Source organism: Pelatocladus sp. (assembly GCF_059505505.1).
Genome location: NZ_JCACKS010000031.1, coordinates 38,683 through 61,544, shown reverse-complemented (window position 1 = coordinate 61,544; position 22,862 = coordinate 38,683). Strand labels below are relative to the sequence as shown.

Annotated in this window: 24 protein-coding genes and 1 pseudogene; 16 read left to right on the top strand and 9 right to left on the bottom strand. The window is 40.2% G+C overall.

What is annotated here, in order from left to right; genetic code table 11:
* Nucleotides 1-155: 155 nt before the first annotated feature.
* From AC5JMK_RS03510 to AC5JMK_RS03500, 3 genes are all read left to right on the top strand, one after another.
* Nucleotides 156-1,481 (top strand): efflux RND transporter periplasmic adaptor subunit, encoded by a 1,326-nt coding sequence (locus tag AC5JMK_RS03510; RefSeq protein ID WP_096675977.1) that lies wholly within the window; start codon nucleotides 156-158, stop codon nucleotides 1,479-1,481.
* A gap of 256 nt (nucleotides 1,482-1,737) precedes the next feature.
* Nucleotides 1,738-4,920, top strand: a complete 3,183-nt coding sequence (locus tag AC5JMK_RS03505) for an efflux RND transporter permease subunit (protein ID WP_096675978.1) — start codon at nucleotides 1,738-1,740, stop codon at nucleotides 4,918-4,920.
* 98 nt (nucleotides 4,921-5,018) lie between these two features.
* Nucleotides 5,019-6,389 (top strand): cation:proton antiporter, encoded by a 1,371-nt coding sequence (locus AC5JMK_RS03500; RefSeq protein ID WP_096675979.1) that lies wholly within the window; start codon nucleotides 5,019-5,021, stop codon nucleotides 6,387-6,389.
* Nucleotides 6,390-6,596: 207 nt separating this feature from the next.
* Here the strand turns inward: AC5JMK_RS03500 and AC5JMK_RS03495 are convergent, their stop codons facing one another.
* A complete protein-coding gene (locus tag AC5JMK_RS03495) occupies nucleotides 6,597-7,259 on the bottom strand; it encodes a response regulator (RefSeq protein WP_495909398.1) in 663 nt (220 codons plus the stop codon).
* Nucleotides 7,260-7,753: 494 nt separating this feature from the next.
* On the opposite strand from AC5JMK_RS03495, the gene AC5JMK_RS03490 reads away from it, so the two are divergent.
* The 3 genes from AC5JMK_RS03490 to AC5JMK_RS03480 all read left to right on the top strand — a co-directional run bounded on the left by AC5JMK_RS03490 (nucleotide 7,754) and on the right by AC5JMK_RS03480 (nucleotide 9,210).
* Nucleotides 7,754-7,972: a CTB family bacteriocin gene (locus AC5JMK_RS03490; protein ID WP_096675982.1), complete on the top strand. Its 219-nt coding sequence runs from the start codon at nucleotides 7,754-7,756 to the stop codon at nucleotides 7,970-7,972.
* A gap of 119 nt (nucleotides 7,973-8,091) precedes the next feature.
* Nucleotides 8,092-8,310, top strand: coding sequence for a CTB family bacteriocin (locus AC5JMK_RS03485; RefSeq protein WP_096675982.1), 219 nt, complete (start codon nucleotides 8,092-8,094; stop codon nucleotides 8,308-8,310).
* A 552-nt stretch (nucleotides 8,311-8,862) separates the two neighbouring features.
* Entirely contained in the window at nucleotides 8,863-9,210 is a 348-nt protein-coding gene (locus tag AC5JMK_RS03480) for a Rieske 2Fe-2S domain-containing protein (RefSeq protein WP_495909393.1), read from the top strand.
* A gap of 284 nt (nucleotides 9,211-9,494) precedes the next feature.
* Here the strand turns inward: AC5JMK_RS03480 and hisS are convergent, their stop codons facing one another.
* The 7 genes from hisS to AC5JMK_RS03445 form a co-directional block, all read right to left on the bottom strand.
* Nucleotides 9,495-10,883 (bottom strand): histidine--tRNA ligase, encoded by a 1,389-nt coding sequence (gene hisS, locus AC5JMK_RS03475; protein ID WP_096675984.1) that lies wholly within the window; start codon nucleotides 10,881-10,883, stop codon nucleotides 9,495-9,497.
* Between the two features lie 105 nt (nucleotides 10,884-10,988).
* Nucleotides 10,989-11,435 (bottom strand): DUF3598 family protein, encoded by a 447-nt coding sequence (locus tag AC5JMK_RS03470; protein WP_096675985.1) that lies wholly within the window; start codon nucleotides 11,433-11,435, stop codon nucleotides 10,989-10,991.
* 16 nt (nucleotides 11,436-11,451) lie between these two features.
* Nucleotides 11,452-12,042: a hypothetical protein gene (locus AC5JMK_RS03465; RefSeq protein ID WP_096678964.1), complete on the bottom strand. Its 591-nt coding sequence runs from the start codon at nucleotides 12,040-12,042 to the stop codon at nucleotides 11,452-11,454.
* Complete coding sequence (locus AC5JMK_RS03460; RefSeq protein WP_495909392.1) at nucleotides 12,035-13,450, bottom strand: aldehyde dehydrogenase family protein; 1,416 nt, start codon at nucleotides 13,448-13,450, stop codon at nucleotides 12,035-12,037. Before AC5JMK_RS03460 ends, AC5JMK_RS03465 begins: the two co-directional genes overlap by 8 nt.
* 186 nt (nucleotides 13,451-13,636) lie before the next feature.
* On the bottom strand, nucleotides 13,637-14,674 hold the full coding sequence (locus tag AC5JMK_RS03455; RefSeq protein ID WP_096675987.1) for a nitrilase-related carbon-nitrogen hydrolase: 1,038 nt from the start codon (nucleotides 14,672-14,674) through the stop codon (nucleotides 13,637-13,639).
* A 154-nt stretch (nucleotides 14,675-14,828) separates the two neighbouring features.
* On the bottom strand, nucleotides 14,829-15,257 hold the full coding sequence (locus AC5JMK_RS03450; protein WP_096675988.1) for a hypothetical protein: 429 nt from the start codon (nucleotides 15,255-15,257) through the stop codon (nucleotides 14,829-14,831).
* 59 nt (nucleotides 15,258-15,316) lie between these two features.
* Nucleotides 15,317-16,336 (bottom strand): S66 peptidase family protein, encoded by a 1,020-nt coding sequence (locus tag AC5JMK_RS03445; RefSeq protein WP_096675989.1) that lies wholly within the window; start codon nucleotides 16,334-16,336, stop codon nucleotides 15,317-15,319.
* A 134-nt stretch (nucleotides 16,337-16,470) separates the two neighbouring features.
* On the opposite strand from AC5JMK_RS03445, the gene AC5JMK_RS03440 reads away from it, so the two are divergent.
* Nucleotides 16,471-17,316, top strand: a complete 846-nt coding sequence (locus tag AC5JMK_RS03440; protein ID WP_096675990.1) for a class I SAM-dependent methyltransferase — start codon at nucleotides 16,471-16,473, stop codon at nucleotides 17,314-17,316.
* A gap of 146 nt (nucleotides 17,317-17,462) precedes the next feature.
* On the opposite strand, the gene AC5JMK_RS03435 is transcribed toward AC5JMK_RS03440, so the two are convergent.
* On the bottom strand, nucleotides 17,463-17,789 hold the full coding sequence (locus tag AC5JMK_RS03435; protein ID WP_096675991.1) for a hypothetical protein: 327 nt from the start codon (nucleotides 17,787-17,789) through the stop codon (nucleotides 17,463-17,465).
* Between the two features lie 611 nt (nucleotides 17,790-18,400).
* Here AC5JMK_RS03435 and cysE point away from each other — a divergent pair.
* The 9 genes and pseudogenes from cysE to AC5JMK_RS03390 form a co-directional block, all read left to right on the top strand.
* Complete coding sequence (cysE, locus tag AC5JMK_RS03430; protein ID WP_096675993.1) at nucleotides 18,401-19,108, top strand: serine O-acetyltransferase; 708 nt, start codon at nucleotides 18,401-18,403, stop codon at nucleotides 19,106-19,108.
* 49 nt (nucleotides 19,109-19,157) lie between these two features.
* Nucleotides 19,158-19,409: an Asr1405/Asl0597 family protein gene (locus AC5JMK_RS03425; protein ID WP_495909391.1), complete on the top strand. Its 252-nt coding sequence runs from the start codon at nucleotides 19,158-19,160 to the stop codon at nucleotides 19,407-19,409.
* A gap of 115 nt (nucleotides 19,410-19,524) precedes the next feature.
* Nucleotides 19,525-19,725: a DUF2949 domain-containing protein gene (locus tag AC5JMK_RS03420; RefSeq protein WP_096675995.1), complete on the top strand. Its 201-nt coding sequence runs from the start codon at nucleotides 19,525-19,527 to the stop codon at nucleotides 19,723-19,725.
* Between the two features lie 147 nt (nucleotides 19,726-19,872).
* Nucleotides 19,873-20,037 (top strand): hypothetical protein, encoded by a 165-nt coding sequence (locus tag AC5JMK_RS03415; RefSeq protein ID WP_495909390.1) that lies wholly within the window; start codon nucleotides 19,873-19,875, stop codon nucleotides 20,035-20,037.
* 252 nt (nucleotides 20,038-20,289) lie between these two features.
* Entirely contained in the window at nucleotides 20,290-21,423 is a 1,134-nt protein-coding gene (nifV, locus tag AC5JMK_RS03410) for a homocitrate synthase (protein ID WP_096675996.1), read from the top strand.
* Nucleotides 21,410-21,688 carry a nitrogen fixation protein NifZ gene (locus tag AC5JMK_RS03405; protein WP_096675997.1) on the top strand — a complete coding sequence of 93 codons (279 nt, stop codon included), beginning with the start codon at nucleotides 21,410-21,412 and terminating at the stop codon, nucleotides 21,686-21,688. Before nifV ends, AC5JMK_RS03405 begins: the two co-directional genes overlap by 14 nt.
* 12 nt (nucleotides 21,689-21,700) lie before the next feature.
* A complete protein-coding gene (nifT, locus tag AC5JMK_RS03400; protein WP_096675998.1) occupies nucleotides 21,701-21,904 on the top strand; it encodes a putative nitrogen fixation protein NifT in 204 nt (67 codons plus the stop codon).
* An 87-nt stretch (nucleotides 21,905-21,991) separates the two neighbouring features.
* The gene (locus AC5JMK_RS03395) at nucleotides 21,992-22,528 is read left to right on the top strand and encodes a (2Fe-2S) ferredoxin domain-containing protein (protein WP_096675999.1); all 537 of its coding nucleotides are present in this window, start codon (nucleotides 21,992-21,994) and stop codon (nucleotides 22,526-22,528) included.
* Nucleotides 22,529-22,649: 121 nt separating this feature from the next.
* A pseudogene (locus AC5JMK_RS03390) lies at nucleotides 22,650-22,862 on the top strand (hypothetical protein); the annotation flags it as partial.

The window sequence follows — 22,862 nt, the reverse complement described above, 5'->3', positions numbered from 1 at the left end:
GATAATTTACCTTTAGGTGGATTAGATATAAACTGCAAGATAGTATATTTTTGATGGGTTGTTGCATAATTAACCCAAAAACAACAGTAATTTCAATATCACTTATCTAGTTCTTGTTTAACGCATCCTTAATTTGTTTTTAGTCTCTGCTAATCATGACATCTCCGCAGCCTGACACTAAAGTTGAAAATTATCCTCCACAGACAGAAAGCCAGCCACCTCGCAAACAAAGACGGTGGCTTTGGTTATTGTTAGCTCTGATCGCCTTGACAGGAGGAGGGATTGCTGTTTGGCGTGTGTTTGCTTCAGAAAATCAAACACCTGCAAATACGAATGCAAATGCTCAACCCCCAGCAGTACCAGTGAAAGTATCTGCCGTTAAATCAGGCACAATTGAAGAAAGTTCAGAATATATCGCTACTATTGAATCGCGCCGTTCGGTGGCTCTGCAACCGAGAATTCAAGGTCAAGTTACTCAAATATTTGTCAGAGCAGGAGATCCAGTTAAAGATGGAGATCCGATTATTCAGGTAGACTCAAGAGAGCAACAAGCAGCAGTTAATAGTGTTAATGCTGCTGCACAAGCGGCGCGATCGCAAGTCGAAAATGCTAAAGCTACCCTGAGATCCTTAGAAGCAGATAGACAATCTTTTCTTGCAGATGTGAAATTAAATCAGCAAGATTACAATCGCTATGCCGATCTTGCCAACCAAGGAGCGGTATCTCAACAAACAAAAGAACAGTATGCTAATAGACTAGCTGTAGCCAGAGCCGCTCTCAACGCAAATGAATCCAAAATTAAAGCGCAACAAGCCGCAGTCGCCGAAGCCGAAAAATCTTTACAGCAAGCTTTAGCTAATACCAACCAACAACAAGTCCAACTCCAATACTACAGAGTCACAGCTCCCTTTGCTGGTACAGTCGGTGATATCCCTGTCAAATTAGGTGATTTCGTCAACACGTCTACACAGCTAGCTACCATTACTCAAAATCGACCTTTAGAAATAAATCTATCTGTACCCATAGAACGTGCATCTGAATTGCGTAACGGAATGCTAGTAGAACTGATTAATGCTCAAGGTCAGACTATTGGTACTAGTCGGGTATTTTTTATCTCTCCGAAAGCGAATAACGAAAATCGTATGATTCAGGTCAAAGCTCTGTATGACAATGAAAATAATAAGCTTAAAGCAGATGAATATATTCGTGCAAGAGTGATATTTAGTGAACGCTCAGGAGTAGTTATTCCAACATCAGCAGTTGCTCGTATAGCTGGACAAAACTTTGTCTTCATCGAGCAAACCCAAAAATCACCTCAAGGTAAGACCCAACTAGTAGCTAAACAAAAGCGTGTTGAGTTAGGCAATATCAAAGGTAATAACTACCAAGTATTGAAAGGATTACAACCAGGAGAAAGAATAGTTGTTTCGGGACTACTCAATCTTCAAGATGGAGCGGCCATTAATCCAGAATCCAAATAAAAATTAATTGATCATTGTTATTTATTGGTATTGGTTGTTAGTGCTTAGTCAAGTGTCAATGATCAATGGTCAAGTGTTAAGTATTTAAGTCTCACTAGTTATTCTCCCTAGTCCCCAATCCCCAATCCCCATTACCCCTTCGCCCCTAATCCCCACTCCCTTGGGGGGAGTGGGGGCCCCGAGTTCCCCTCCAGGGGACCCCTACCTTCCCCAATCCCCAATCCCTAGTCCCTGATCCCAATCCCCAATCCCCAATATGTTTGTCGATTTCTTTATCAGGCGACCTGTTTTTACCAGTGTCTGCGCTATTATCATTCTGCTAGTAGGCTCTATTAGCATTCCTACCTTACCTACAGAGCAGTATCCAGAAATTAGTCCGACTCAAATCCAAGTTACTGCTAACTATGTTGGTGCTAGTGCTGAGGTAGTAGAAAACACCGTTACGACAATTTTAGAACGGCAGATTAACGGTGTTGAAGGCATGAAGTACATGACTTCTAGTAGCAGTAATAATGGTACTAGTACGATTACAGTCACATTTGATGCATCACGAGACCCGGATATTGCTGCCGTCGATGTGCAGAATCGTGTATCTTTGGCTGAACCACAGCTACCAGAACCAGTCACGCGAACAGGAGTCAGCGTTAGTAAACAATCAAATAACATCCTGTTAGCGATGGGCTTATACAGTGAGCAAGGAGAATATGACACTGTATTTTTAAGTAATTACGCCGATCTTTACTTATCAGATGCTCTCAAAAGAATCAAGGGTGTGAGTGAAGCACGAATTTTTGGTGAACGCCGTTACGCGATGCGTTTGTGGCTTGATCCAAACCGCCTTGCAAGTCGTGACCTTACTGCTCAGGATGTGATTGATGCTTTGGATGAACAAAACCTGCAAGTGGGTGCTGGACAAATTGGTCAGCAACCATCACCAGAAGACCAAATGTATCAAATTGACCTACGTGCCATTAGTAGGCTCACAGATCCATCCGAATTTGAAAATATAGTGATTAAAACCAGTCAAGATGGATCACTAATTAAGCTCAAAGATGTAGGAAGAGCAGAACTAGGAGCAGAAAGTTACAATTCTTTCTTGCGATTTCGAGGTCAAGATGGCGTAGGGATTGGTATATTTACCATTCCAGGAAGTAACGTACTCGACATTGCCAAAGCGGTTAAAGCCGAAATGGCGGTACTAGCTCAAAAATTTCCACCAGGGATGAAGTATCAAGTTGCCTTTGATACAACAAGTTTTGTGGAAGCTTCACTTTCAGAAGTGGTCTTGACTCTGTTAATGGCGATCGCTCTCGTTGTCCTGGTAATTTTTATTTTCTTACAGGATTGGCGTACAACCTTGATTCCTGTGATCACCATTCCTCTAGCATTAATTGGTACATTTGCCTTTGTCAAAGCCTTCGATTTTTCCATCAACACTTTAACTTTGTTTGGTTTGACCTTAGCAACAGGGATGGTTGTTGATGATGCGATCGTTGTCGTCGAAGATATTTCTCGCTTGATTCAGCAAGAAGGAATGACGCCGCGCCAAGCCGCAACTGCGGCTATGCATGAACTGTCTGGAGCTGTTATTGCTACTTCTTTGGTACTGATGGCTGTATTTGTCCCTGTCGCCTTTTTCCCAGGAGCCACCGGACAGATATATAAACAATTTGCTTTAACTATCGCCTTTTCAATTACTATCTCAACCTTTCTCGCCCTGACTCTCACGCCTTCTTTATCTGCCTTGCTGCTGCGTCGCCAACCAAGACAGCGTGGTATATTGGGCTGGCTGTTTGGTAAATTTAACTCGTTCCAAGACTCGATGCGAAGAGGGTACGAGTGGTCACTCAACCGTCTAGTTAGGATCAAAGCAATTGTAATTGGGCTATTTATTCTCTCCTTGGGATTAACTGCTTGGCTATATATCTCCGTCCCCACATCATTTCTCCCCGATGAAGACCAAGGTTACTTCATTACAATTGTGCAAGGGCCAGAAGGGGTTTCTCTCAACTACACTAGCAAAGTGATGCGCCAGGCAGAAGAAGAAATTCTGAAATTGCCGGAAGTTGTTGGTACTTTTGCCGTAGGTGGATTTAGTTTTAGTGGTAGCACCGCTAACAATGGCGTAATATTTACAACCCTTAAACCTTGGGACGAGCGCAGCCGACCAGTCCAAGCAATCATAGGTAGTTTAATGGGTAAATTATCAGGCATTACCGAAGCCAGAGTTTTGCCAGTTAATCCGCCAACGATTCGGGGTTTAGGTAGTTTTAGCGGTTTCCAATTTCAGCTACAAGATAGAGGAGGTAACAGTGGCCTAGACACCATGCTGCAAGTCTTAGGTCAATTACTTGGGCGTGCAAATCAAGTACCAGACTTGCAAAAACCTGTGTACACCACATTTGCTGCGAATACGCCGCAAATTTTAATTGAAGTAGATCGTAGTCGGGCTAAAGCTCTACAAGTAGATGTTGACGAAGTATTTAATACTCTCCAGAATTACCTGGGTTCGCGCTACGTCAACGACTTTAATTTTGAACGGCGGACTTATCGAGTTTACGTCCAAGCAGATGCTCAATTTCGCTCTAATCCAGAAGATATCGGCAAATTATATGTCCGCTCTGCCGATGATCAAATGATTCCTTTGAGTGACTTGGTTAAACTCACCCCTACAACCGGAGCGCAAACAATCAATCATTACAACTTGTTCCGCTCAATTGAAATCAACGGTTCAGCAGCTCCTGGAAAAAGCTCCGGTCAAGCAATCCAAGCAATGGAGAATGTCGCCCAACAAGTTTTACCAGCGAGTTTTGGTTACGAATGGTCGGGGATAGCTCTGGAAGAAAAAACATCCGGTGGTCAAGCACCGATAATTTTTGGTTTGGGACTTGTCTTTGTTTTCTTGGTATTGGCTGCTCAGTACGAAAACTATGTTGACCCATTGATTATTTTGCTATCGGTTCCCCTAGCGATCTTTGGGGCGCTAGCAGCACAATCACTGCGGGGTTTAAATAATGACATCTTTTGCCAAGTTGGTTTGGTGATGCTAATTGGTTTGGCAAGTAAGAACGCCATTTTGATTGTAGAGTTTGCTAACCAACTACATGAACAAGGTACACCACTTGCCAAAGCCGCAGTGCAAGCTGCACAGGAACGTTTGCGACCGATTTTGATGACAGCCTTTTCCACACTCTTAGGGATTTTCCCCTTGGCAATTGCTACAGGTGCAGGTGCTGGTAGCCGTCAATCTCTGGGTACTGCGGTATTTGGTGGGATGCTTGTTGCTACGTTTTTGAGTTTGTTTGTAGTGCCAATTTTATATATCGTGATTGGCAGCTTACGCGATCGCCTTTTAAAACGCCGTCGTCCACCTCAACAACCACCACACCCCATAGAAGAAGTAGAAGAAGATGGTCGAGTTACGACCAAAACTTATTGATAGGGGATAAGGGATAAGGGATTCTCCTTACGGAGAATCCCCAATCCCGTTTCCCCGATCCCCAATCTCGTTTCCCCGATCCCCGTTCCCTCTGAAAAATGACACTAGTAAATACAATTTCTCATCTCACTATACCTGTGTTCGCAACCGCAACAGCATCAGACAGCAGTTCAGTGATGGCAGCAGTGCTGATTAGTTTAGTGGTGATTTACCTGGCGAGTATGATTGGAAGCGAAATTTGCGATCGCTTGAACATGCCACCAGTTTTAGGGCAACTCTTAGGTGGTCTGGTTGTGGGCATATCAGCCTTTCATTTGTTGGTATTTACTGAAGATGGAGGTGATTTTGGTGACTCGATTTTAATAAAGTTCTTGGTAGCCACTACAGGTTTAACCATAGATGGAGCATCAACCATATTTCAAATCGATAGTGAAGTTATTTCTGTTTTAGCAGAAATCGGTGTGGTAATTCTATTGTTTGAAATTGGTTTGGAATCAGATTTAAAAGAATTACTCAAAGTTGGGCCACAGTCAGCAATTGTAGCAATAGTAGGAGTTACAGCCCCCTTCGCTGGTGGTACTTTTGGGTTAATGTACTTGTTTGGCGTACCTGCTGTACCTGCAATTTTTGCTGGTGCAGCCCTGACTGCAACCAGTATTGGAATTACAGCCAAAGTCCTGTCAGAACTACAATATCTCAATCGCAAAGAAGGTCAAATTATTATTGGTGCGGCTGTTTTAGACGATGTACTTGGCATTATCATCTTGGCAGTGGTGGCGAGTCTAGCCAAAACCGGAGAAGTCGAAATAACAAATGTACTTTATTTAATTGTTAGTGCCGTAGCTTTCTTAGTTGGAGCAGTATTACTCGGTCGTCTTTTCAATCCCTATTTTGTCAAGATAGTCGATGAACTCAAAACCCGTGGTCAATTATTAATTCCTGCCCTGATTTTTGCTTTCGTTTTAGCATATATTGCTACAGCTATAAATTTAGAAGCAATTCTCGGAGCTTTTACGGCTGGCTTAGTATTAGCGGAAACACAGAAATGTCGAGCGCTCAAAGATCAAGTCTTACCAATTGCAGATATGCTCGTGCCGATTTTCTTTGTCGCTGTGAGTGCCAAAACTAACATTGCTGTCTTAAATCCATTTGTGCCTGAAAATCGTGAGGGCTTGATTATCGCTAGTTTCTTAATTTTGGTAGCAATTGTGGGTAAACTGGTCAGTGGCTTTACGGTATTTGGTTCAGAAGAAACTAACCGTTTAGCAATTGGTGTTGGTATGATTCCACGCGGCGAAGTCGGATTAGTGTTTGCAGGTATCGGCTCCACAAGTGGCGTTTTGTCTGGTTCTTTGGATGCTGCTATTATCGTGATGGTGATTTTGACAACCTTTTTAGCACCACCTTTATTATCATTTGTGTTTCAAAAACCAGTAATATCTCCTGTAATATCAAGTTCGGATAATTAGTCATGATACTAGTTGGTGCGATCGCCTAAATGAAAAATGGGCGTTGCTCAATAATGGAATGATTTAGCCCTATTTTGAACGAATTATTAATAGCTTCAGCCGCTAATTCATCCCGCATTTATGCAACGCAGTCGTCTCAAGACGACTGAGAAAGGGCTTAAGTCCACTTGAGTAAAATCTGCAACCTTTGATAAATTTGCAATTTCCTTAACCTGTAAAGGATGATCCACCATAGACTGAGTTCGCATAAATTGCCAATTGTGATCGATTTTTCAGATTTAAACGATTAAGCAGATGAGTGACATGGGTTTTGACAGTCCCTTCCGAAATAAAAAGTTGCTGTGCGATTTCGCGGTTCGTAGAACCAATTGCAATCAAGCGCAGTACATCTTGTTCGCGATCAGTCAACAAGTCCAATTTTGGCTCTGGTAACTTCGGGCTAACAGCTTCTGAGGTTTGGATTTTAGTAACAATCTTTTCCAACAGCCCTGGCCCCATTTGGGTATATCCTTTATGGACAAATCGAATCGCCTGTGCTAGCTCCTCAGATGGCATATCTTTGAGTAAATAGCCCTTTGCTCCTGCTCGCATCGCATCAGCAATGTATTCATCATCATCAAAAGTGCTAAGGACTATGACTTTAATATTTGGAAACTGCTGACATATGATGCCAGTAGCTACTTTACCATCCATTACAGGCATACGTACATCCATTAATACAACATCTGGCTGTAAAGCTGTTACTTGTGCGATCGCGCTTTCGCCATTATCCGCAGTTCCTATAACTTCTAAGTCAGTCTCTAAATTTAGCATAGCCCTTATACCATCTCGAATGAGAGTTTGGTCATCTACGAGTAACAAACGAATCATATAGAAGTGCATCTAAAATTTTGCAAGAGTACTACCCCAGTGTAGAACTATGTCTGCGTAATGAATATTAAAAAGTAAAAAGTAAAAAGTAAAAAGTAAAAAGTAAAAAGATAATCCCCATAAATAAATTGAGGGGAAATAACCACGGACATAGTCACATGAAGAAGCGAATTTAAGGGGAACTGGCGAGTATTACTCATTCATTTGAAATTAAAAACTTGAAGAGATTGAATTTTTGTCTATAGTTTCCAACTTTAGTCGTAGGAATATTTACTTAATTTATCAACGAAAGTCCCTATCAGTTTATCTATTTAGTTGAGTTGAGAGTATAGACGTTTTTCAGATGTTGTATTCCTCAACAAAATTCTACTATGAATTCAGTTGCGAAGGCAATCAAACAAAGGCGACAAAAAAACAAGTTAAATTGTTTCCAAAATTTTGCTTTCTTCAACTAGTACACAACACACAAACAAAACACACAATCGAGGTAAATTATGCATTCTGAAATCAACAAAATTGAATTGTCTGAGCAAGAATTAGATGTAGTAGCAGGTGGTGCTGCTCTCCAAAACGTTGAAACAGATTTCACCAAAGAAGTTAACTTTATTGCTCAAAGCACCGAGAGCAATGATCAAGGTAGCCGCTCAGATTCTGTTGTCTTAAATCAGCTTGTAGATACTGATGCTCGCAACAATATTAAGTTGGACTTCTAAATAAATCCACTCTGAATAAATCAAGCAGAGTTAGCCCTAATCAATTAATCAGGTGTATAACTTCTGCTTTCCTTAACTAGTACACAATACACAAACAAAACACACAATCGAGGTAAATTATGCATTCTGAAATCAACAAAATTGAATTGTCTGAGCAAGAATTAGATGTAGTAGCAGGTGGTGCTGCTCTCCAAAACGTTGAAACAGATTTCACCAAAGAAGTTAACTTTATTGCTCAAAGCACCGAGAGCAATGATCAAGGTAGCCGCTCAGATTCTGTTGTCTTAAATCAGCTTGTAGATACTGATGCTCGCAACAATATTAAGTTGGACTTCTAAATAAATCCACTCTGAATAAATCAAGCAGAGTTAGCCCTAATCAATTAATCAGGTGTATAACTTCTGCTTTCCTTAACTAGTAAGAGGATGTTTGAAATAATCCATGCTTAACAGTTGGTTGAGCTGTGGAAGCGTAGACGCGGAGCGGCTTGTCGCAAGACATCGCTCGTCTTGGGGGATATCTTGCAATGCGGTTCGGATAAGACCAGGACTTACGCAACTGGCATATTATTTTAAGTTCGTAGTGAGGACTAAAGTCTTCACTACAAGCAAAATTTTGAAATTTTTCTAACTGAACTGCATTGGCTTACATTTTAAGTGTATTGATTTATACCAAATTTTCGTGAAGCTGCATAGAATTTTACCCCTCCCCAACCCTCCCACTCCCCTTGCCAAGCCAAGGGGAGTGGGAGGGGGGTGCGCGTTAGCGCAGCGCGGGTGGGGTCTTTGTATGCGTCTTCATATTAAATTGGTATTACATTGCTAATTTATGGGCTTACAGTACCAAATGAACACAAGCTCAAAAGTTTAAAGCAATACAAGGAGGAAAATATGACAATTACTCCTAATAAACAGGAGACAGAACTAGCTATTGATAGTTCACCCATATCAGCAACTAATCAAGAATTTAATTGGAGAAATTGTTGGTATCCCGTTAGTTTTCTTCAAGATTTACCAAAAGATAAACCTTACAGATTTTCTCTGTATGATGAACCTTTGGTGTTATTTAAAAACAAAGATGGCAAGTTAGGGTGCATAGCAGATCGTTGTTCTCACCGTGCTGCTAGACTTTCCGATGGACAAATTATTGATGGAAAACTGACGGGGCGACAAAATAAGCTTTTCCAGTTATTTTGTCGCCCCGTCAGCGTTTATATACTCGTTCTTAATTATTTGTAGGGTGTGTTGTCGCGCAGCGTAACGCACCATTCCAGCTTTTTGGTGCATTAAGATGGGGAGCATCCCAAATGTTCAAAAAACCCGCCTGCTCATAGCTCAAGTCTGCTTTAAGCAGACTACTTGATTTATTTGTTGAGTCGTCTTCAGACGACTTGTGCTATTAGCTAACGGTTTAAACCCAAGCGCGGTATATTGAAAAAATTGGGATTCTCCCATTAAGATGTTCCGTCCATAACGCACCCTACCACTTTTCAAACAACTCCTAAAACTTGTTTATTTTGAAATCATTTAAGTCTATTCTTCACTTCCTCCCCTAAATTAGTCAGTGAAACTTCTACCTGTTCCCCTGTTTTTAAATCTTTGAGCGAAGATTTTTGTGCTGCTGCTTCATCAGTACCAATGATCACACAAAATTGTATTCCCTGTTTATCAGCTAACTGGAATTGTTTGCCTAATCCCCGTTTATCAAAGCTAGTAATCACATTAATACCTGCTTTGCGTAAATCTTGAGATACTTTTAAGTAAAGTGACATCAAATCCTCTTGTAAATTTACCACCATTACCTGTGCCGGAGTCGGAGCTAAAGTATTCAAAATCCCAGCTTTAATTAAGCGACTCATTAAGCGGGTTAAACCAATTGAAATACCAACACCAGGCATTTTTTCGCCTAAAAATACCCCAACTAATTCTTCATATCTGCCACCAGAACAAATACTTCCCAAAGCTTCGTGTCCTAGCAGAGTTGTTTCGTAAACTGTTCCAGTATAGTAATCCAAACCACGAGCAATTGATAAATCAATACAGAAACGATTTTCAGGAACTCCCAAGTTACGAACACCTGTAATTACTGTTTCTAATTCGGTAACTCCCAGATTAAATCGCTCGGCTTCTGGCATAGTTTGAGTGAGATGCTTTAGCTTATCTAGCATATCGTCCACTGTGCCTTTAATATTAACAAACTCAATAATTTTCTGAGTTGGTTCTAGTGAAATACCTTCTTTTTCTAACTCTTGTTTAACTTTGGCTTCACCAATTTTTTCCAGATTATCAATAATGCCGATACAGGCTTTAATTTTGGTTTCCTCAATTCCTACAGATTGAAAAAAACCTGTAAGAATTTTACGATTATTGATGCGAATAACAAAATCACCAATATTAATAGCTGTAAAAATTTCCGTGATAATTGCAGGCATTTGAGCATCATAAAGCAAGCTCAATTCCCGACGACCGACAACATCAATATCACACTGGCGAAACTGACGGAATCGTCCATCTTTTGCTCGTTCGCCACGAAATACCACATCCATTTGGTAGCGAGCAAAAGGGAAATTTAAATCATTCAAATGACGAGCAATATAGGCTGCTAAAGGAACTGTTTGGTCAAATTTTAATGCTCGTGCTTCTGAACCACTTTCGCCAGATTTCTCCTTTTCTGCTTGGCGATTCGGAGGCAAAATTGGATCAATACCATAAATAATATTGTCGCCTTGATTACCTTTAGCTTGTAGAACTTCTAATCTTTCGACTGCGGGAGTTTCAATAGGAGTAAATCCGTAGCTTTCAAACACCCTACGGATAGTATCAATTAAATATACTTCTAGGCGTTTTTCGCCAGGAAGAAACTCTGGAAAACCACTAGGAGTAGAAAAGTTGATTTTTTCGCTTTTTGCCATGCTGAGAATTGATAATACTTGATTATTGGTTATTAGTTGTTGCTTGTTAGTGGTTGGTAATTACAAACAACAAATAACTACCAACCACTAACATCAACAATTACTTTATCGCATCCGTTCTTCTTGAACTAGAGTTCGTTGGTACACTTGATGATTTTTAAACCAATGCCAGGTGCGGAAACGATAGTTATTGCAAGGACTGAGAAAAATCGTTTCATACAAATACTGACCTGGTATATTTTTAAAAGTAAAAAGAAAAATCATAGTTGTATTATCAACTTCCCAGGCTTGACCAGTAAGACGTTCAGTATCAAACCACACGTTTTTGTTTTCATATCTTCCGGGAAAATGATGCTCTTCTTGTTTACCGCTAGGCCATTGGTAACGATTTATTTGATAGTAGGGAGAAGTTTCATCCTCTCTAAATTGACAACTTAGATGAGAAGTATATTTATCTAAAATTTTTCCTTCATTATCAACCAATGTATAAGAACCTGACCATTCTCCTTCATGGCGGGCCATGAGAGGCATTTCTGCTTTGATAATAGACATTTGATTTACACTCCTTTTATTTTGAGTGATTTAGCAATAACCATACAAGCATGATACCTGTCACTAACCCACTTCCAGTCCAACCAGTACTATAGGCGATCGCACCCACCATTTGTGCATTTATTTTAATTGCTACAGTTTGCAATCCCAAAGTCAATATCGCTGCTAATGCCCCATTTACTAATCCCGCAATGCTGCTAGCCAAAATCCATCGCCATGCTTGTTGGAAATGACGGCTTAAAACCAACCATTGGATCACTCCCAATACAGTGAAGGTGACACACTGATTAATCAAATGTAACCAGAATGCTTCCCAAAATTGGCTTACTGTCAATAGCATCTCTATAATGATGGGATTGACAATTTCTCTTGTGATGAGAGTCACTGGAATACCCAAGTACCAACCTACAGTACTGGCTAACACCCACCAGCCTGCTTGTCTTATGTAACGCTTTAAGACAAACCATTGGGCAACTCCAAGAATAGGGCCAGTTAAAATTAATGTGGCAAAAAACTGGAATCCACCCTCTTCCAAAGTGCCAATTACAGCACCACCAACAGCATTAGCAAGTACCCACCATAACAATAGTCTTCTGTTTTTAATCATCAAACCACCAAGGATCATGATCAGAATTTGTTTTAATCAAGAGGGCTTTTTTCCGCATAAATCGCATCAACGCAGCTGTCCCCATGCGTGAACCACCTAAACCAGAGTATTTGAAAGAATTTTTTTCTCCCTCATAGATGAGAGCTGTCAAACCTGCATCATTAATACAAATAGCACCTGCATCTATGTGTTGAGCAACTGCTAAAGCTTCTGCTTCATCTCCTGCAAAAACTGCTGCACTCAGCCCATAAATAGTATCATTTGCCAATTTAATTGCTTCTTCTAACTTGGAAAAAGCCATAACTGGCATAATGGGGCCAAATGTCTCCTCAGTCATAATCTTCATGTTGTGATTAACTTGGGTAAGAACTGTCGGACGACACCACCATCCTCCCCCAGTATTTTCTACTTTTCCCCCGCAGTGTATAACAGCTCCTTCTTCTATAGCCTCTAACAAATGATTACTAATAATTGCGGCTTGTCTTTCGGCAATAATTGGGCCAATTTCGCCACTTTCAAGTTTAGGGTAGGCTAATTGCAAACGTTCGGCTTTGGTGACAAGTTGTTCAACAAACTGTTTAAAAATCGATTCAGCAACATAGATGCGTTCAATGGAAAGACACGACTGTCCTGTATTCACTACCGAACCCCATAAAACTGCTGAGGTTGCTAATTCTAAATCAGCCGATTCCAAAACGATCGCTGCATCTTTACCTCCCAATTCTAAAAAAGCCGGGATAAAGCGTCTAGCTGCGGCTTCTGCAACTTTTCGCCCTGTGGTTACACTTCCTGTAAAGCAAACCAAGTCTACATTTTCGATCAGATGAGCGCCTGTTTGACCTGCTCCTTCTACAAAAGTAAATATTTCCCGCAATGGAGGAACAGCATTAACAGCATTTAACAGTGGTGTCATAAACCGAGGCGCTATTTCACTTGGTTTAACAACCACAGCACAACCTGCGATCAGTGCTGGAATGACATCAATAGTTGAGAGCAACAATGGCAAATTCCACGGACTAATTACTCCCACCAGAGGATAAGGTACTGCTGTTTGTCGCAGTTGGATAAATGGTACTGCTGTTTGTTTTTCTGTTTCTTCTAGTAATTCTGGTGATAATTTACACCATCTATCAATATTAGAGAGGAACGAATCTATTTCTAGTACTGAAATTGACAATCTACCAGTATCAGCAACTAAAGCTTCAGTAAGTTTATCCCGCCCTGCAATAATGGCTTGCTTCCACTGTTGCAAAGCTGCAATTCGTCCTTTTAAACCGAGTTCCTCCCAAGCTTTTTGCGCTCTCCGCACACGATTGCATAGTTGTGTCAAAAGCTTTGGTGGCGGCGGTATAATTACGTAATCATATTTCCCCGTACGAGGGTTACGAACATCTATTGGTTTGGTCATTTGTTATTGGGGATTGGGGAAGGTAGGGGTCCCCTGGAGGGGAACTCGGGGCCCCCACTCCCCCCAAGGGAGTGGGGATTAGGGGCGAAGGGGTAATGGGGATTGGGGACAAGTAGGACAACTAATCAGTTATCAGTTATCAAATTAAACTGGCCACTGTTAACTGATTCATCCCCAATCCCCGACTCAAATCACTCCTAATTTGGCTAAACGCTCGATAGTTTGTTGCTGGCTTTGGATGAAGTGTTGGCGATTTACTTCTTTATTCAGCATAGTGTTTGGTGGGTAAAATTCTGACTGGCTGTAGCTGTCTGCGTATAGTTCAAAGCGCTGGCGGGAAAGTAAATTATTTAACCCTGGACGACGGCGATCGCTACGCAAGGCTACGAGGTTGATCTCTGCAAAAGCTGCCATGCTTTCTCCTGATCCTGTTTCAGCAATAACTAATCCTCGGTAATCAATGATTTTAGAACCACCATCTGTGGAAGCTTGCGGAATAGAAGTATTGACGATACCCGCAGTATTAGCTGAGACTACGTATGCCATGTTTTCTACTGCACGAGAAATTTTCGCTGCTTCTTTAGGGGTGCGCTCTTTACCGTAAACTTCTGATGTCGAGTGCAGAAAAATCTCTGCACCCCGCATTGCTAAACACCGGGCTACTTCTGGATATAAAATTTCTTCTGATGCTAAAGCTGCTAAATTACCTATTTCTGTTTTCGCTACCGGAAAAACACCATCCAAACCGTAACAATCAAGATATTTATCCCAAACGTCATGGGGTGTTGGTGCAAACATAGAATTTAAACGCCGATAGCGCAAAATTATTTCACCGGATGGGTTGATCACAAAGCATGTTTGAAAGTATAAGTCTGGAAAATTAGGATCGAGTTCGTAGGCGTTACCAGCAAGAAAAATTTTTAGTTCTTGGGCAATTTTACTGAGGCTATCATACTCTGCCCCGCTAATTTCTAAACAAGCTTTTTCTGCCCATGTAGCGAGTGATTCTCCCATAGGAAAACCCGTGAGAAAGTACTCTGGTAGGACAACTAAACGACAGTCGGAACCAATAAAAGCGATACTAGCAGCAATTTGCTGTCCTAAGCGCTCAATAGTATTTTGGATTAAAAAACGAGCTGCTTGGCGATCGCGTGCTTGGTTAACTGCATAACATGTTACTTGCAGTGCTAAAGCGCGGTATGAGTCGATGGTTTTAGCTTCCATGCTGCTTGCCAGCTAATGTCTAAGTATTTATTATCAGTGCGATCGCTTTTTTATAGCTAAGTTTGCTGTAAAAATTTATCAACTTTCAATCAGGCCATTCATCCCACGCTCCCCTGAATACAGGGTGAGACGTGGGGCTTTCTGTCGGTTTAAGCTAAATCACAGCATTACAAATACCATCTATACGCTGTTTTAATAAAGATTTTAAAGCCGTTTCTTGAGCCTTCAACTTGATAATAGTTGGTTGTTCTTCCACATACACAAGTCTTTTTTTCGCTAGCTCAATTTGCACTGTTTGTAAATCTGCTAAAATATCTTGCACGTTAGACATCTTACCGCCAGCAGCAACATCCTCTGGTTGCACTTCACCGCGATTGAACTTCCGGCATAATTTTCCTTGTAATTTTGCCTGTTGAATGTTTGCTTTAGAGTTACTTTCCTGTTTAGCAACAGCAAAACCAGCTACATAACTAGCTATTCCTACAGAAGCCACAATTACTGCTGATCCTACCAGCCGACGTAGCTTGAGAACCGATCCAGAATTTTGAATAGTTTTCTGTTCAGAATCGCCCTTAGTTTTCATACACTGACTAAACTCATAGCTCAATTCTAAAGACAGTATATTTGCCAAGTAAGTTCCTATCAACTCACAGATGCTTCTAACATCCGCAATGTCCCGGTATTAGCATCTATTTCTGCTTCTATACCAACAGGCAAGGTAAATTTATCTTTAATATGACCAATCATCGCACCGTACCAAGCTGGAATACCCAAGGGTTGGATGTGATCTTGCAAAACTTGTGCTAACGTCAATGAAGGTTCATCGCCCTGGCTGCAATCTGTGCATTGTCCGAATATAAAACCAGCAATTTGGCTAAGAATTCCTGCATTTTTTAACTGAGTCAGCATCCTGTCTACACGATAAATATCTTCGCTTAATTCTTCCACAAACAAAATAGTATGTTTCCATGAGGGCAGATAGGAAGACCCAACCATGGATGATAGTACAGACAAATTACCACCCACAAGTTTACCCTTTGCCTTGCCCGGAGTAATTATTTGTCGCCGGAGTTGCGTAGCAAGAGTGTTTTGCATTGTCACAACTTCACCTTGAAAAAGGATGCGCTTGATGTAATTCACCGTAAACTGATTCCAGGTAGAGATAGCCACGGGACCGTGAAAAGTAACAAGTTGAGTCCGGTTGTAAATTGCTAACAACAAAGAAGTGATATCGCTGTAACCCAGGATAATTTTAGGATGGGAGCGAATTAGAGAATAGTTGATTAACGGTAAGATGCGATCGCAACCTGAACCACCACGCATAGCAACAATCGCTTTGATGGATCTGTCAACAAACATCCCATTGACATCAGCAGCGCGATCGCTATCTTTCCCTGCTAAATAGCCGTAACGGTCTAAAACATGCTTGCCTAACTTAACTTTTAATCCCAATGATCCAAAAGTCTGTTTTGCCTGTTCAACGTCTTTCGCCTCAATTATACCAGCAGGACTAATTAATCCTACTGTGTCGCCCATTTGTAAACGCTGTGGCTTGAGTACGGATTTTTTATCTTGCTTGGCTTGGGCAGAAAAAGGTTGAATATGAGCGCATAAAGCAGTTATTGTTAGTATTCGCAGGTATTTTCGGCGGTTGATCTTCATCAAAAGACTATAGTATCATTTAAAACTTGTATCCAATGCTAGGAAAAATGCGAAGGTAAAAGGTAAAAGTAAAAAACCTTTTTATTGCTTTTGCCTTTTACCTTTTACTTTAGTAAATAATTGGTATTACAATTTTGCAAAATCAAAAAATTGAACTACCTTATTTTGACCAACTTTTTGAAGACATTCGCCAAGGTAAAACCGAAGTCATCAAAAGCTTTGGGCATCATGTACACTGGGGCTATTGGCAAAATCCTACCACTGCCGATGGTTCTATAGATGACTTTGCCAACGCCACCGAAAATTTGACTCGGCGAGTATGTGATGCTGGTGGTGCAAGTGATGGACAAAGAATTTTAGATTGTGGCTGTGGTTTTGGTGGTACGATCGCCAGCTTAAGCGATCGCTTTACTAACATGCACTTAGTTGGTTTAAATATCGACTCCCGTCAACTTCAAAGAGCCAAAGAACTAGTCCAACCCCGCAACAGCAACCACATCGAATTTATAGAAGCAGATGCTTGTCAGTTACCGTTTGCAGATAACTCGTTTGATTTAGTTTTAGCAGTAGAGTGTATATTTCATTTTCCTAGTCGCCAAAAGTTTTTTCAAGAAGCATGGCGAGTATTAAAACCAGGAGGAAAACTTGCTTTTTGTGACTTCGTACCCCAAGAAGCTTTTCTTCCCTTCATGCAACTGGGGTCATATTTCATTAAACCTTTTCTGAGTAATTTTTTTGGATATGTTGACAGTAATATTACCCTAAGTGCATATCGAAGGTTAGCTCAAACGACAGGATTTACCTCAATTTTAGAAGAAGATATTACCCTGAATACCTTACCAACATACCCATTCTTGCGGCAACTGCAAAGCACAAGAGAAAATGCACAACCAGACAATTCTACAGTTATGGCTGAATGGGTTAGTCGCTTGCAGCTAATTCGTTATTTAATTCTCTGTTACCAAAGGGGTAGAACATAACTTAATGATGGTAACTTGCTTGCGATCGCAGCTTCTTTAGCCTAGCGATCGCAAGTTTTCAGAATAAGGAATATAACTGAAGGCACAAGGTTAACTCCTGAGAAACTCTTTAGTGCTACAGCAAAGAGTTTCTCAGGAGTTAAAAGTTAATCGTCATAATCGTCAGAACGATAGCGAATATGGTAGTTTGGAAAATCTACTTGATAATCTACTCGATTGCCTGAACGATTTCTTGAACGATACTTATAATGATGCCTTGGGTAATTTTCCGAACGATACACACGATGATACCTTGGATGATAAACTCTGTAATCATCCTCTCTATAATCACGGTGATAATCTTGATACTCTTGATAGTATGGATCGTTGCCATTGGATCGAATCACAATATCAGCTTTAGCGCTTTGCCCAAAAGCTAAAGTTGCAGCCACAGCCGAGACAGTTGCTAGAACTACTGAAGTAAAAGGTTTCATAACCTCACCTCAACAAAACAATCTTAATTTTTATTGTTACAAGTTTTAGGAAAATTAGGTATCTGCTAGCAAGAACTTGTAATGTAGCGTCTCCCAATTCTTGAATATTCTAGATGTGGCGATCGCTATTAACTCAAGGACTCGTCTGTAATTTTTGATGGTTTGATGGTTTGCAATAAAGTCTCTATTGCAGAGCGCTAGTTCTCCACTTGTTTTTGCATCAACAAAATAATAAAATTTTAATAGTATTTCCATATACAGAAATTCTACTATTAATATTATCAACCGCACATTTTCGGTTGGGTGAGTACATGTTAAGTTATGCAAAAATATATTGCTTAAATCGTTGCAAAGTCTTACAAGCAAAGGACTAGAGACTGAGTACCAAAATACCTAGTCCCTCACCTAAAAATACTAGTACCCCTATTCTAAAAATACTAGTACCCCTAGCCCCAGACGAATTTGAAATCCCTATGAAATAAGGGATTGGGTACTTGAGTACAACTTTAATTAATCCAATAAATTCAATCGCCATTGGCTGGACTGTCTGTTGAACAGGTATCTGGTATAAGCAGAAAAATACCGCACTGCTTTGAATCAGAGCATTACCAATGCAACAGATCTTAAACCCGATTCAGAATTCAAATACTGTCAAGACACCGGATAGTGCAAACGACGTTTTTTTTGAATTTTTGTGGAGTGATTTTCGCATTATCTTTGAGCGTGATCCAGCAGCACGAAATTGGTTGGAGGTACTGTTTTGCTATCCCGGATTCCATGCATTGTGTTTACATCGTCTCGCTCACTGGTTACACCGTCACCAGATAACTTTTTTTCCCCGGTTGATTTCTCACGTGGGGCGATTTTTGACAGGAATTGAAATTCATCCAGGTGCAGAAATTGGTAAAGGTGTATTTATCGATCATGGTATTGGTGTCGTCATTGGCGAAACCGCTATTGTCGGCGACTACAGCTTGATTTATCAAGGTGTCACCTTGGGTGGAACCGGAAAACAAACGGGTAAACGTCATCCGACTTTGGGTGAAAACGTTGTTGTGGGAGCAGGTGCAAAGGTTTTGGGGAATATTTACATTGGCGATCGCGTCCGTATCGGCGCAGGTTCAGTCGTGCTACGAGATGTCCCTAGTGATTGCACTGTAGTCGGTATTCCTGGACGCAATATTTCCCACAAAAAAAGCGATCGCCTCTCTCCCCTCGAACATGGCAAACTTCCTGATGTAGAAGCAACTGTAATTCGTTCTTTACAAGCACGTATAGAACAACTCGAACAACAATTGCAAAGTCTCAAAAGTCAATAGTCATTGGTCATTAATTAATACCAACAACAACTAACCACCAACTAAATAAATGTTACCACCTTACACTTCTAATACTTTGGGCGATCACTATTGTATTGTCCAGATTCCTTTAAGCGATCGCTGGCAAGTTTATCATCGCTTGCAAGAGTTGATGATTCCCTGTTTGTGTGATTCTGATGGTTCTTTACGGGTACAGGTAGATAATTTTCTCACAGTAATTCTTGTTCACAGTATCGTGAAACAATTTTCGGTTTCTCGCCAAGAATTAATCGATTGGCTAGAACGATGTTGGCAGATGTAATAATTTTCTCTACACAATAGTTTGGGTAAATTTTCGAGATTTAATTTTTCAGACTAGTATTCTTGGGGGCAGAATTTTTCAACAGAAAACCACTGAAATTAAAGTTAAATTTTCTATGGTAGCCAACTGTCAAATTGAGATAAAATTTATCAATTTTTTGCAAAATGAACTTGAATTATCAAGTGGAGATATTGCTGTAGCTTTGCGAAAACGTGAATTAGAAAATGGCCCATTACCAATGCTGCTGTGGCAGTATGGCTTAGTTGATATAGAACAGCTTGAGCGGATTTTTGATTGGTTAGAAAAACAAGCTTAAGTAAGTCATTATATTTTAGATTTTGGATTTTGGATTGATTCTACTTACAAAATCTACTTAATCTATATCATCAAACAAGAACAGTTAAAAGAAAAAAGTATTCTTTGGAATTTGAGATTTTAAATTTTTACTACTGAGGTAAACATCATGATTTCCACTTTAATTGCCGGATTGAGTTTGTTAATTTTATCAGGAATTGCAGAGAGTTTCATGAGTTATATGCTATTCACTAAAATTTCTAATTATCCTGAAGACAAAATTATTCAATCAGTGAACAGTGAACAGTTATTAAAAAGAGCAACTGATAACTGAACACTGTTAATTTATACCAATTCCTGGTTTGATGTCATACAGAATTCAAGTTATTACTTGAGTCAGAATAAAGATTAAGGATGAAGGCTAAAGGATGAATGATTAAGTATGAAGGATAAAAGCCAAAGGCTGAAGCTTGAATGATGAAAATTTTTATATTTCACATTTCATACTTCAGACTTCATCCTTCATACTACCCCGTGGAAAGTCGTCTAAAGGGCGTCTACACACTTCATTAGAGGTATTTATGTAATGAATAAAGTTCTTATTAATGACACAACTCTGCGTGACGGCGAACAAGCGGCGGGTGTTGCTTTTAACTTACAAGAAAAAGTAGCGATCGCCAAATTTTTGGATGCTATCGGCGTTCACGAAATCGAAGTCGGAATTCCGGCGATGGGTGAGTCAGAAAAGCAAGCGATCGCAGCAATTGCTGACTTGGGATTATCAGCGAAATTACTAGGTTGGAATCGAGCTGTGATTTCAGACATTCAGGCGTCTATGTCCTGTGGTTTGACAAGAATGCACATTTCCATTCCGATCTCCGGAATTCAAATAGCAACTAAATTTCACGGTCAGTGGCGCATCACTCTGCAACAACTTAAAGATAGTATCAGCTTTGCTGTTGATCAAGGTTTTTGGGTTGCGGTTGGAGGAGAGGATTCTTCCCGTGCTGATGAAAACTTTCTCTTTGATGTCGCCCATTATGCCCAAGAATGGGGTGCATCGCGGTTTCGTTTTTGCGATACAGTTGGAGTTCTCGACTCCTTCAGCACCTACACAAAAGTAAATCGGCTGGTAGGCGCTTTGATGATTCCTGTGGAAATTCACACCCACAATGATTTTGGTTTAGCGACTGCAAACGCCCTTGCTGGTATAAAAGCCGGAGCATCATCAGTAAATACTACAGTGAACGGATTGGGCGAAAGAGCCGGAAATGCGGCTTTAGAAGAAGTTGTCATGGCTCTCAAACGTATTCATGGTATAGATGTTGGCATCGAAACACCACGTTTATTAGAACTATCTCGACTCGTAGCAACAGCATCTGGTTCGAGTGTTCCGCCTTGGAAAGCAATTGTGGGTGAAAATACCTTTGCTCACGAGTCTGGAATTCATGCTCACGGCGTACTCCAAAATCCTATCACCTACGAACCATTTGCACCTGAAGAAGTGGGTTGGGAAAGACGTTTAGTTGTAGGTAAACATTCTGGTAGACATTTATTATCTAATTTACTACAGCAACACGGCATTATTCTTAACACAGAAGAAACTCAATCTGTATTAGATGCAGTTAGACAACAATCTATTCAGAAAAAACGCAGTCTCACCACCCAAGAACTTTTAAATTTAGTTTACGAACAGAGGGTTTCTCATGCCATCAGATGATGAAGTTGAACTATACGATCCGCCAGCTTTTAACATCGGTGATAAAGTCCGACTCCGCAAACAAATTAAAAATGATGGAACTTTTCCTGGTCAAGAAATTGGGACAATTCTCGCGAAAAAAGGAGACATTGGTTACGTCGTTAGTATAGGTTCATTTTTACAAAGATCCTATATTTATGCAATACATTTCCTCGAAACAGGTTTTATTGTTGGGTGTCGTAAAAAAGAGCTAGAACTAGTTGAAAAATCTAAAGACGTAGAATAGGAAAGTAAATTTATGAAAGTAATGCTACGCAGAAATAATGCTGGCACCTTAGTTGTTTATGTTGCCAAAAAAGACCTCGAAGAAGAAGTTGTCAAAGAAACCGAAGGCTCTGAAGGTAAAATTTTCACCTTGGCAAATGGTTGGGAATTAGAATTTCCTAACCTACCAGATCCATTAGTTTTACCTCAAACATTTGAGGCTAAACGTCTCACATAAAAATTTATTACATATTTGTTAGTTGTTTATTAATTGTCATCTACCAACAACTAACCACCATCTACCAACAACCAACTAAATTTTAAAATGGGCGGCAAATACTTGACATTATCAGAATTTAACTTAGAAGGACAATTCCTTGGTTTTGTCGGTAATTCATCAGCAGATTCTAAATATTTACGTTTAGCGATCGCATCTGGGGAAGTACAACTCAAACTTCCTAAACAAATGCGTGCATATCTTGGCGGAAACTTGCAACCCGGCGAACTTTTGCGCGTATTTGGTTTGAGCAAGTTAAACACCCACACAGGTAAAATTAAATTTAAAGTTTATGGAGTAAAACCATTAGGCGTTTGTCCCAATCAAAAACATCCCCAACAAGCTAAAGCCAAAATTTTAGTTTGTCAAAAATCTGGTTGTCGCAAACGCGGTGGAAAAAGTTTATTGTCAGAATTAGAAAAGATTTTATGCGATCGCGGCTTGCAAGATAAAGTGATTATTGAGGAAACAGGCTGTTTAAAATGTTGTAGTAGCGCACCTAACTGTATTGTGCAACTCGGTCAAAAAGAATTTAAAAAAGTGCATCCCGAAGCGATCGCATCTTTGTTAGAAGATCATTTCTAGCACAATCAGAGCTATTTCATTCTAGACATGAACCGCCCAGCCTGCGATTGAAATCGCAGTCTCATAGCTAAAGTCTGCTTCAGCAGACTGTTTAATTTATTTGATATCAAGTTCGCTTGATTTGAGTCGTCTTCAGACGACTTGCACTATTAGCAAAGGGTTTAAACCCTTTGCTTTGCGATATATTGAAATTTTCACCGCAACACAAATTTCTCATTTCAACCTCGAAATTTCTGGTTTCAAACTCGAAATTTCTGGTTTCAACCCCAAATTTTCTCATTTCAACCCCGAAATTTCTCATTTCAACCCCGAAATTTCTCATTTCAACCCCGAA

Coding starts and splice junctions, on each gene's coding strand:
- AC5JMK_RS03510 (WP_096675977.1), top strand. CDS start 156: ATGACATCTCCGCAGCCTGACACTAAAGTTGAAAATTATCCTCCACAG.
- AC5JMK_RS03505 (WP_096675978.1), top strand. CDS start 1,738: ATGTTTGTCGATTTCTTTATCAGGCGACCTGTTTTTACCAGTGTCTGC.
- AC5JMK_RS03500 (WP_096675979.1), top strand. CDS start 5,019: ATGACACTAGTAAATACAATTTCTCATCTCACTATACCTGTGTTCGCA.
- AC5JMK_RS03495 (WP_495909398.1), bottom strand. CDS start 7,259: ATGATTCGTTTGTTACTCGTAGATGACCAAACTCTCATTCGAGATGGT.
- AC5JMK_RS03490 (WP_096675982.1), top strand. CDS start 7,754: ATGCATTCTGAAATCAACAAAATTGAATTGTCTGAGCAAGAATTAGAT.
- AC5JMK_RS03485 (WP_096675982.1), top strand. CDS start 8,092: ATGCATTCTGAAATCAACAAAATTGAATTGTCTGAGCAAGAATTAGAT.
- AC5JMK_RS03480 (WP_495909393.1), top strand. CDS start 8,863: ATGACAATTACTCCTAATAAACAGGAGACAGAACTAGCTATTGATAGT.
- hisS (WP_096675984.1), bottom strand. CDS start 10,883: ATGGCAAAAAGCGAAAAAATCAACTTTTCTACTCCTAGTGGTTTTCCA.
- AC5JMK_RS03470 (WP_096675985.1), bottom strand. CDS start 11,435: ATGTCTATTATCAAAGCAGAAATGCCTCTCATGGCCCGCCATGAAGGA.
- AC5JMK_RS03465 (WP_096678964.1), bottom strand. CDS start 12,042: ATGATTAAAAACAGAAGACTATTGTTATGGTGGGTACTTGCTAATGCT.
- AC5JMK_RS03460 (WP_495909392.1), bottom strand. CDS start 13,450: ATGACCAAACCAATAGATGTTCGTAACCCTCGTACGGGGAAATATGAT.
- AC5JMK_RS03455 (WP_096675987.1), bottom strand. CDS start 14,674: ATGGAAGCTAAAACCATCGACTCATACCGCGCTTTAGCACTGCAAGTA.
- AC5JMK_RS03450 (WP_096675988.1), bottom strand. CDS start 15,257: ATGAAAACTAAGGGCGATTCTGAACAGAAAACTATTCAAAATTCTGGA.
- AC5JMK_RS03445 (WP_096675989.1), bottom strand. CDS start 16,336: ATGAAGATCAACCGCCGAAAATACCTGCGAATACTAACAATAACTGCT.
- AC5JMK_RS03435 (WP_096675991.1), bottom strand. CDS start 17,789: ATGAAACCTTTTACTTCAGTAGTTCTAGCAACTGTCTCGGCTGTGGCT.
- cysE (WP_096675993.1), top strand. CDS start 18,401: ATGCAACAGATCTTAAACCCGATTCAGAATTCAAATACTGTCAAGACA.
- AC5JMK_RS03425 (WP_495909391.1), top strand. CDS start 19,158: ATGTTACCACCTTACACTTCTAATACTTTGGGCGATCACTATTGTATT.
- AC5JMK_RS03420 (WP_096675995.1), top strand. CDS start 19,525: ATGGTAGCCAACTGTCAAATTGAGATAAAATTTATCAATTTTTTGCAA.
- AC5JMK_RS03415 (WP_495909390.1), top strand. CDS start 19,873: ATGATTTCCACTTTAATTGCCGGATTGAGTTTGTTAATTTTATCAGGA.
- nifV (WP_096675996.1), top strand. CDS start 20,290: ATGAATAAAGTTCTTATTAATGACACAACTCTGCGTGACGGCGAACAA.
- AC5JMK_RS03405 (WP_096675997.1), top strand. CDS start 21,410: ATGCCATCAGATGATGAAGTTGAACTATACGATCCGCCAGCTTTTAAC.
- nifT (WP_096675998.1), top strand. CDS start 21,701: ATGAAAGTAATGCTACGCAGAAATAATGCTGGCACCTTAGTTGTTTAT.
- AC5JMK_RS03395 (WP_096675999.1), top strand. CDS start 21,992: ATGGGCGGCAAATACTTGACATTATCAGAATTTAACTTAGAAGGACAA.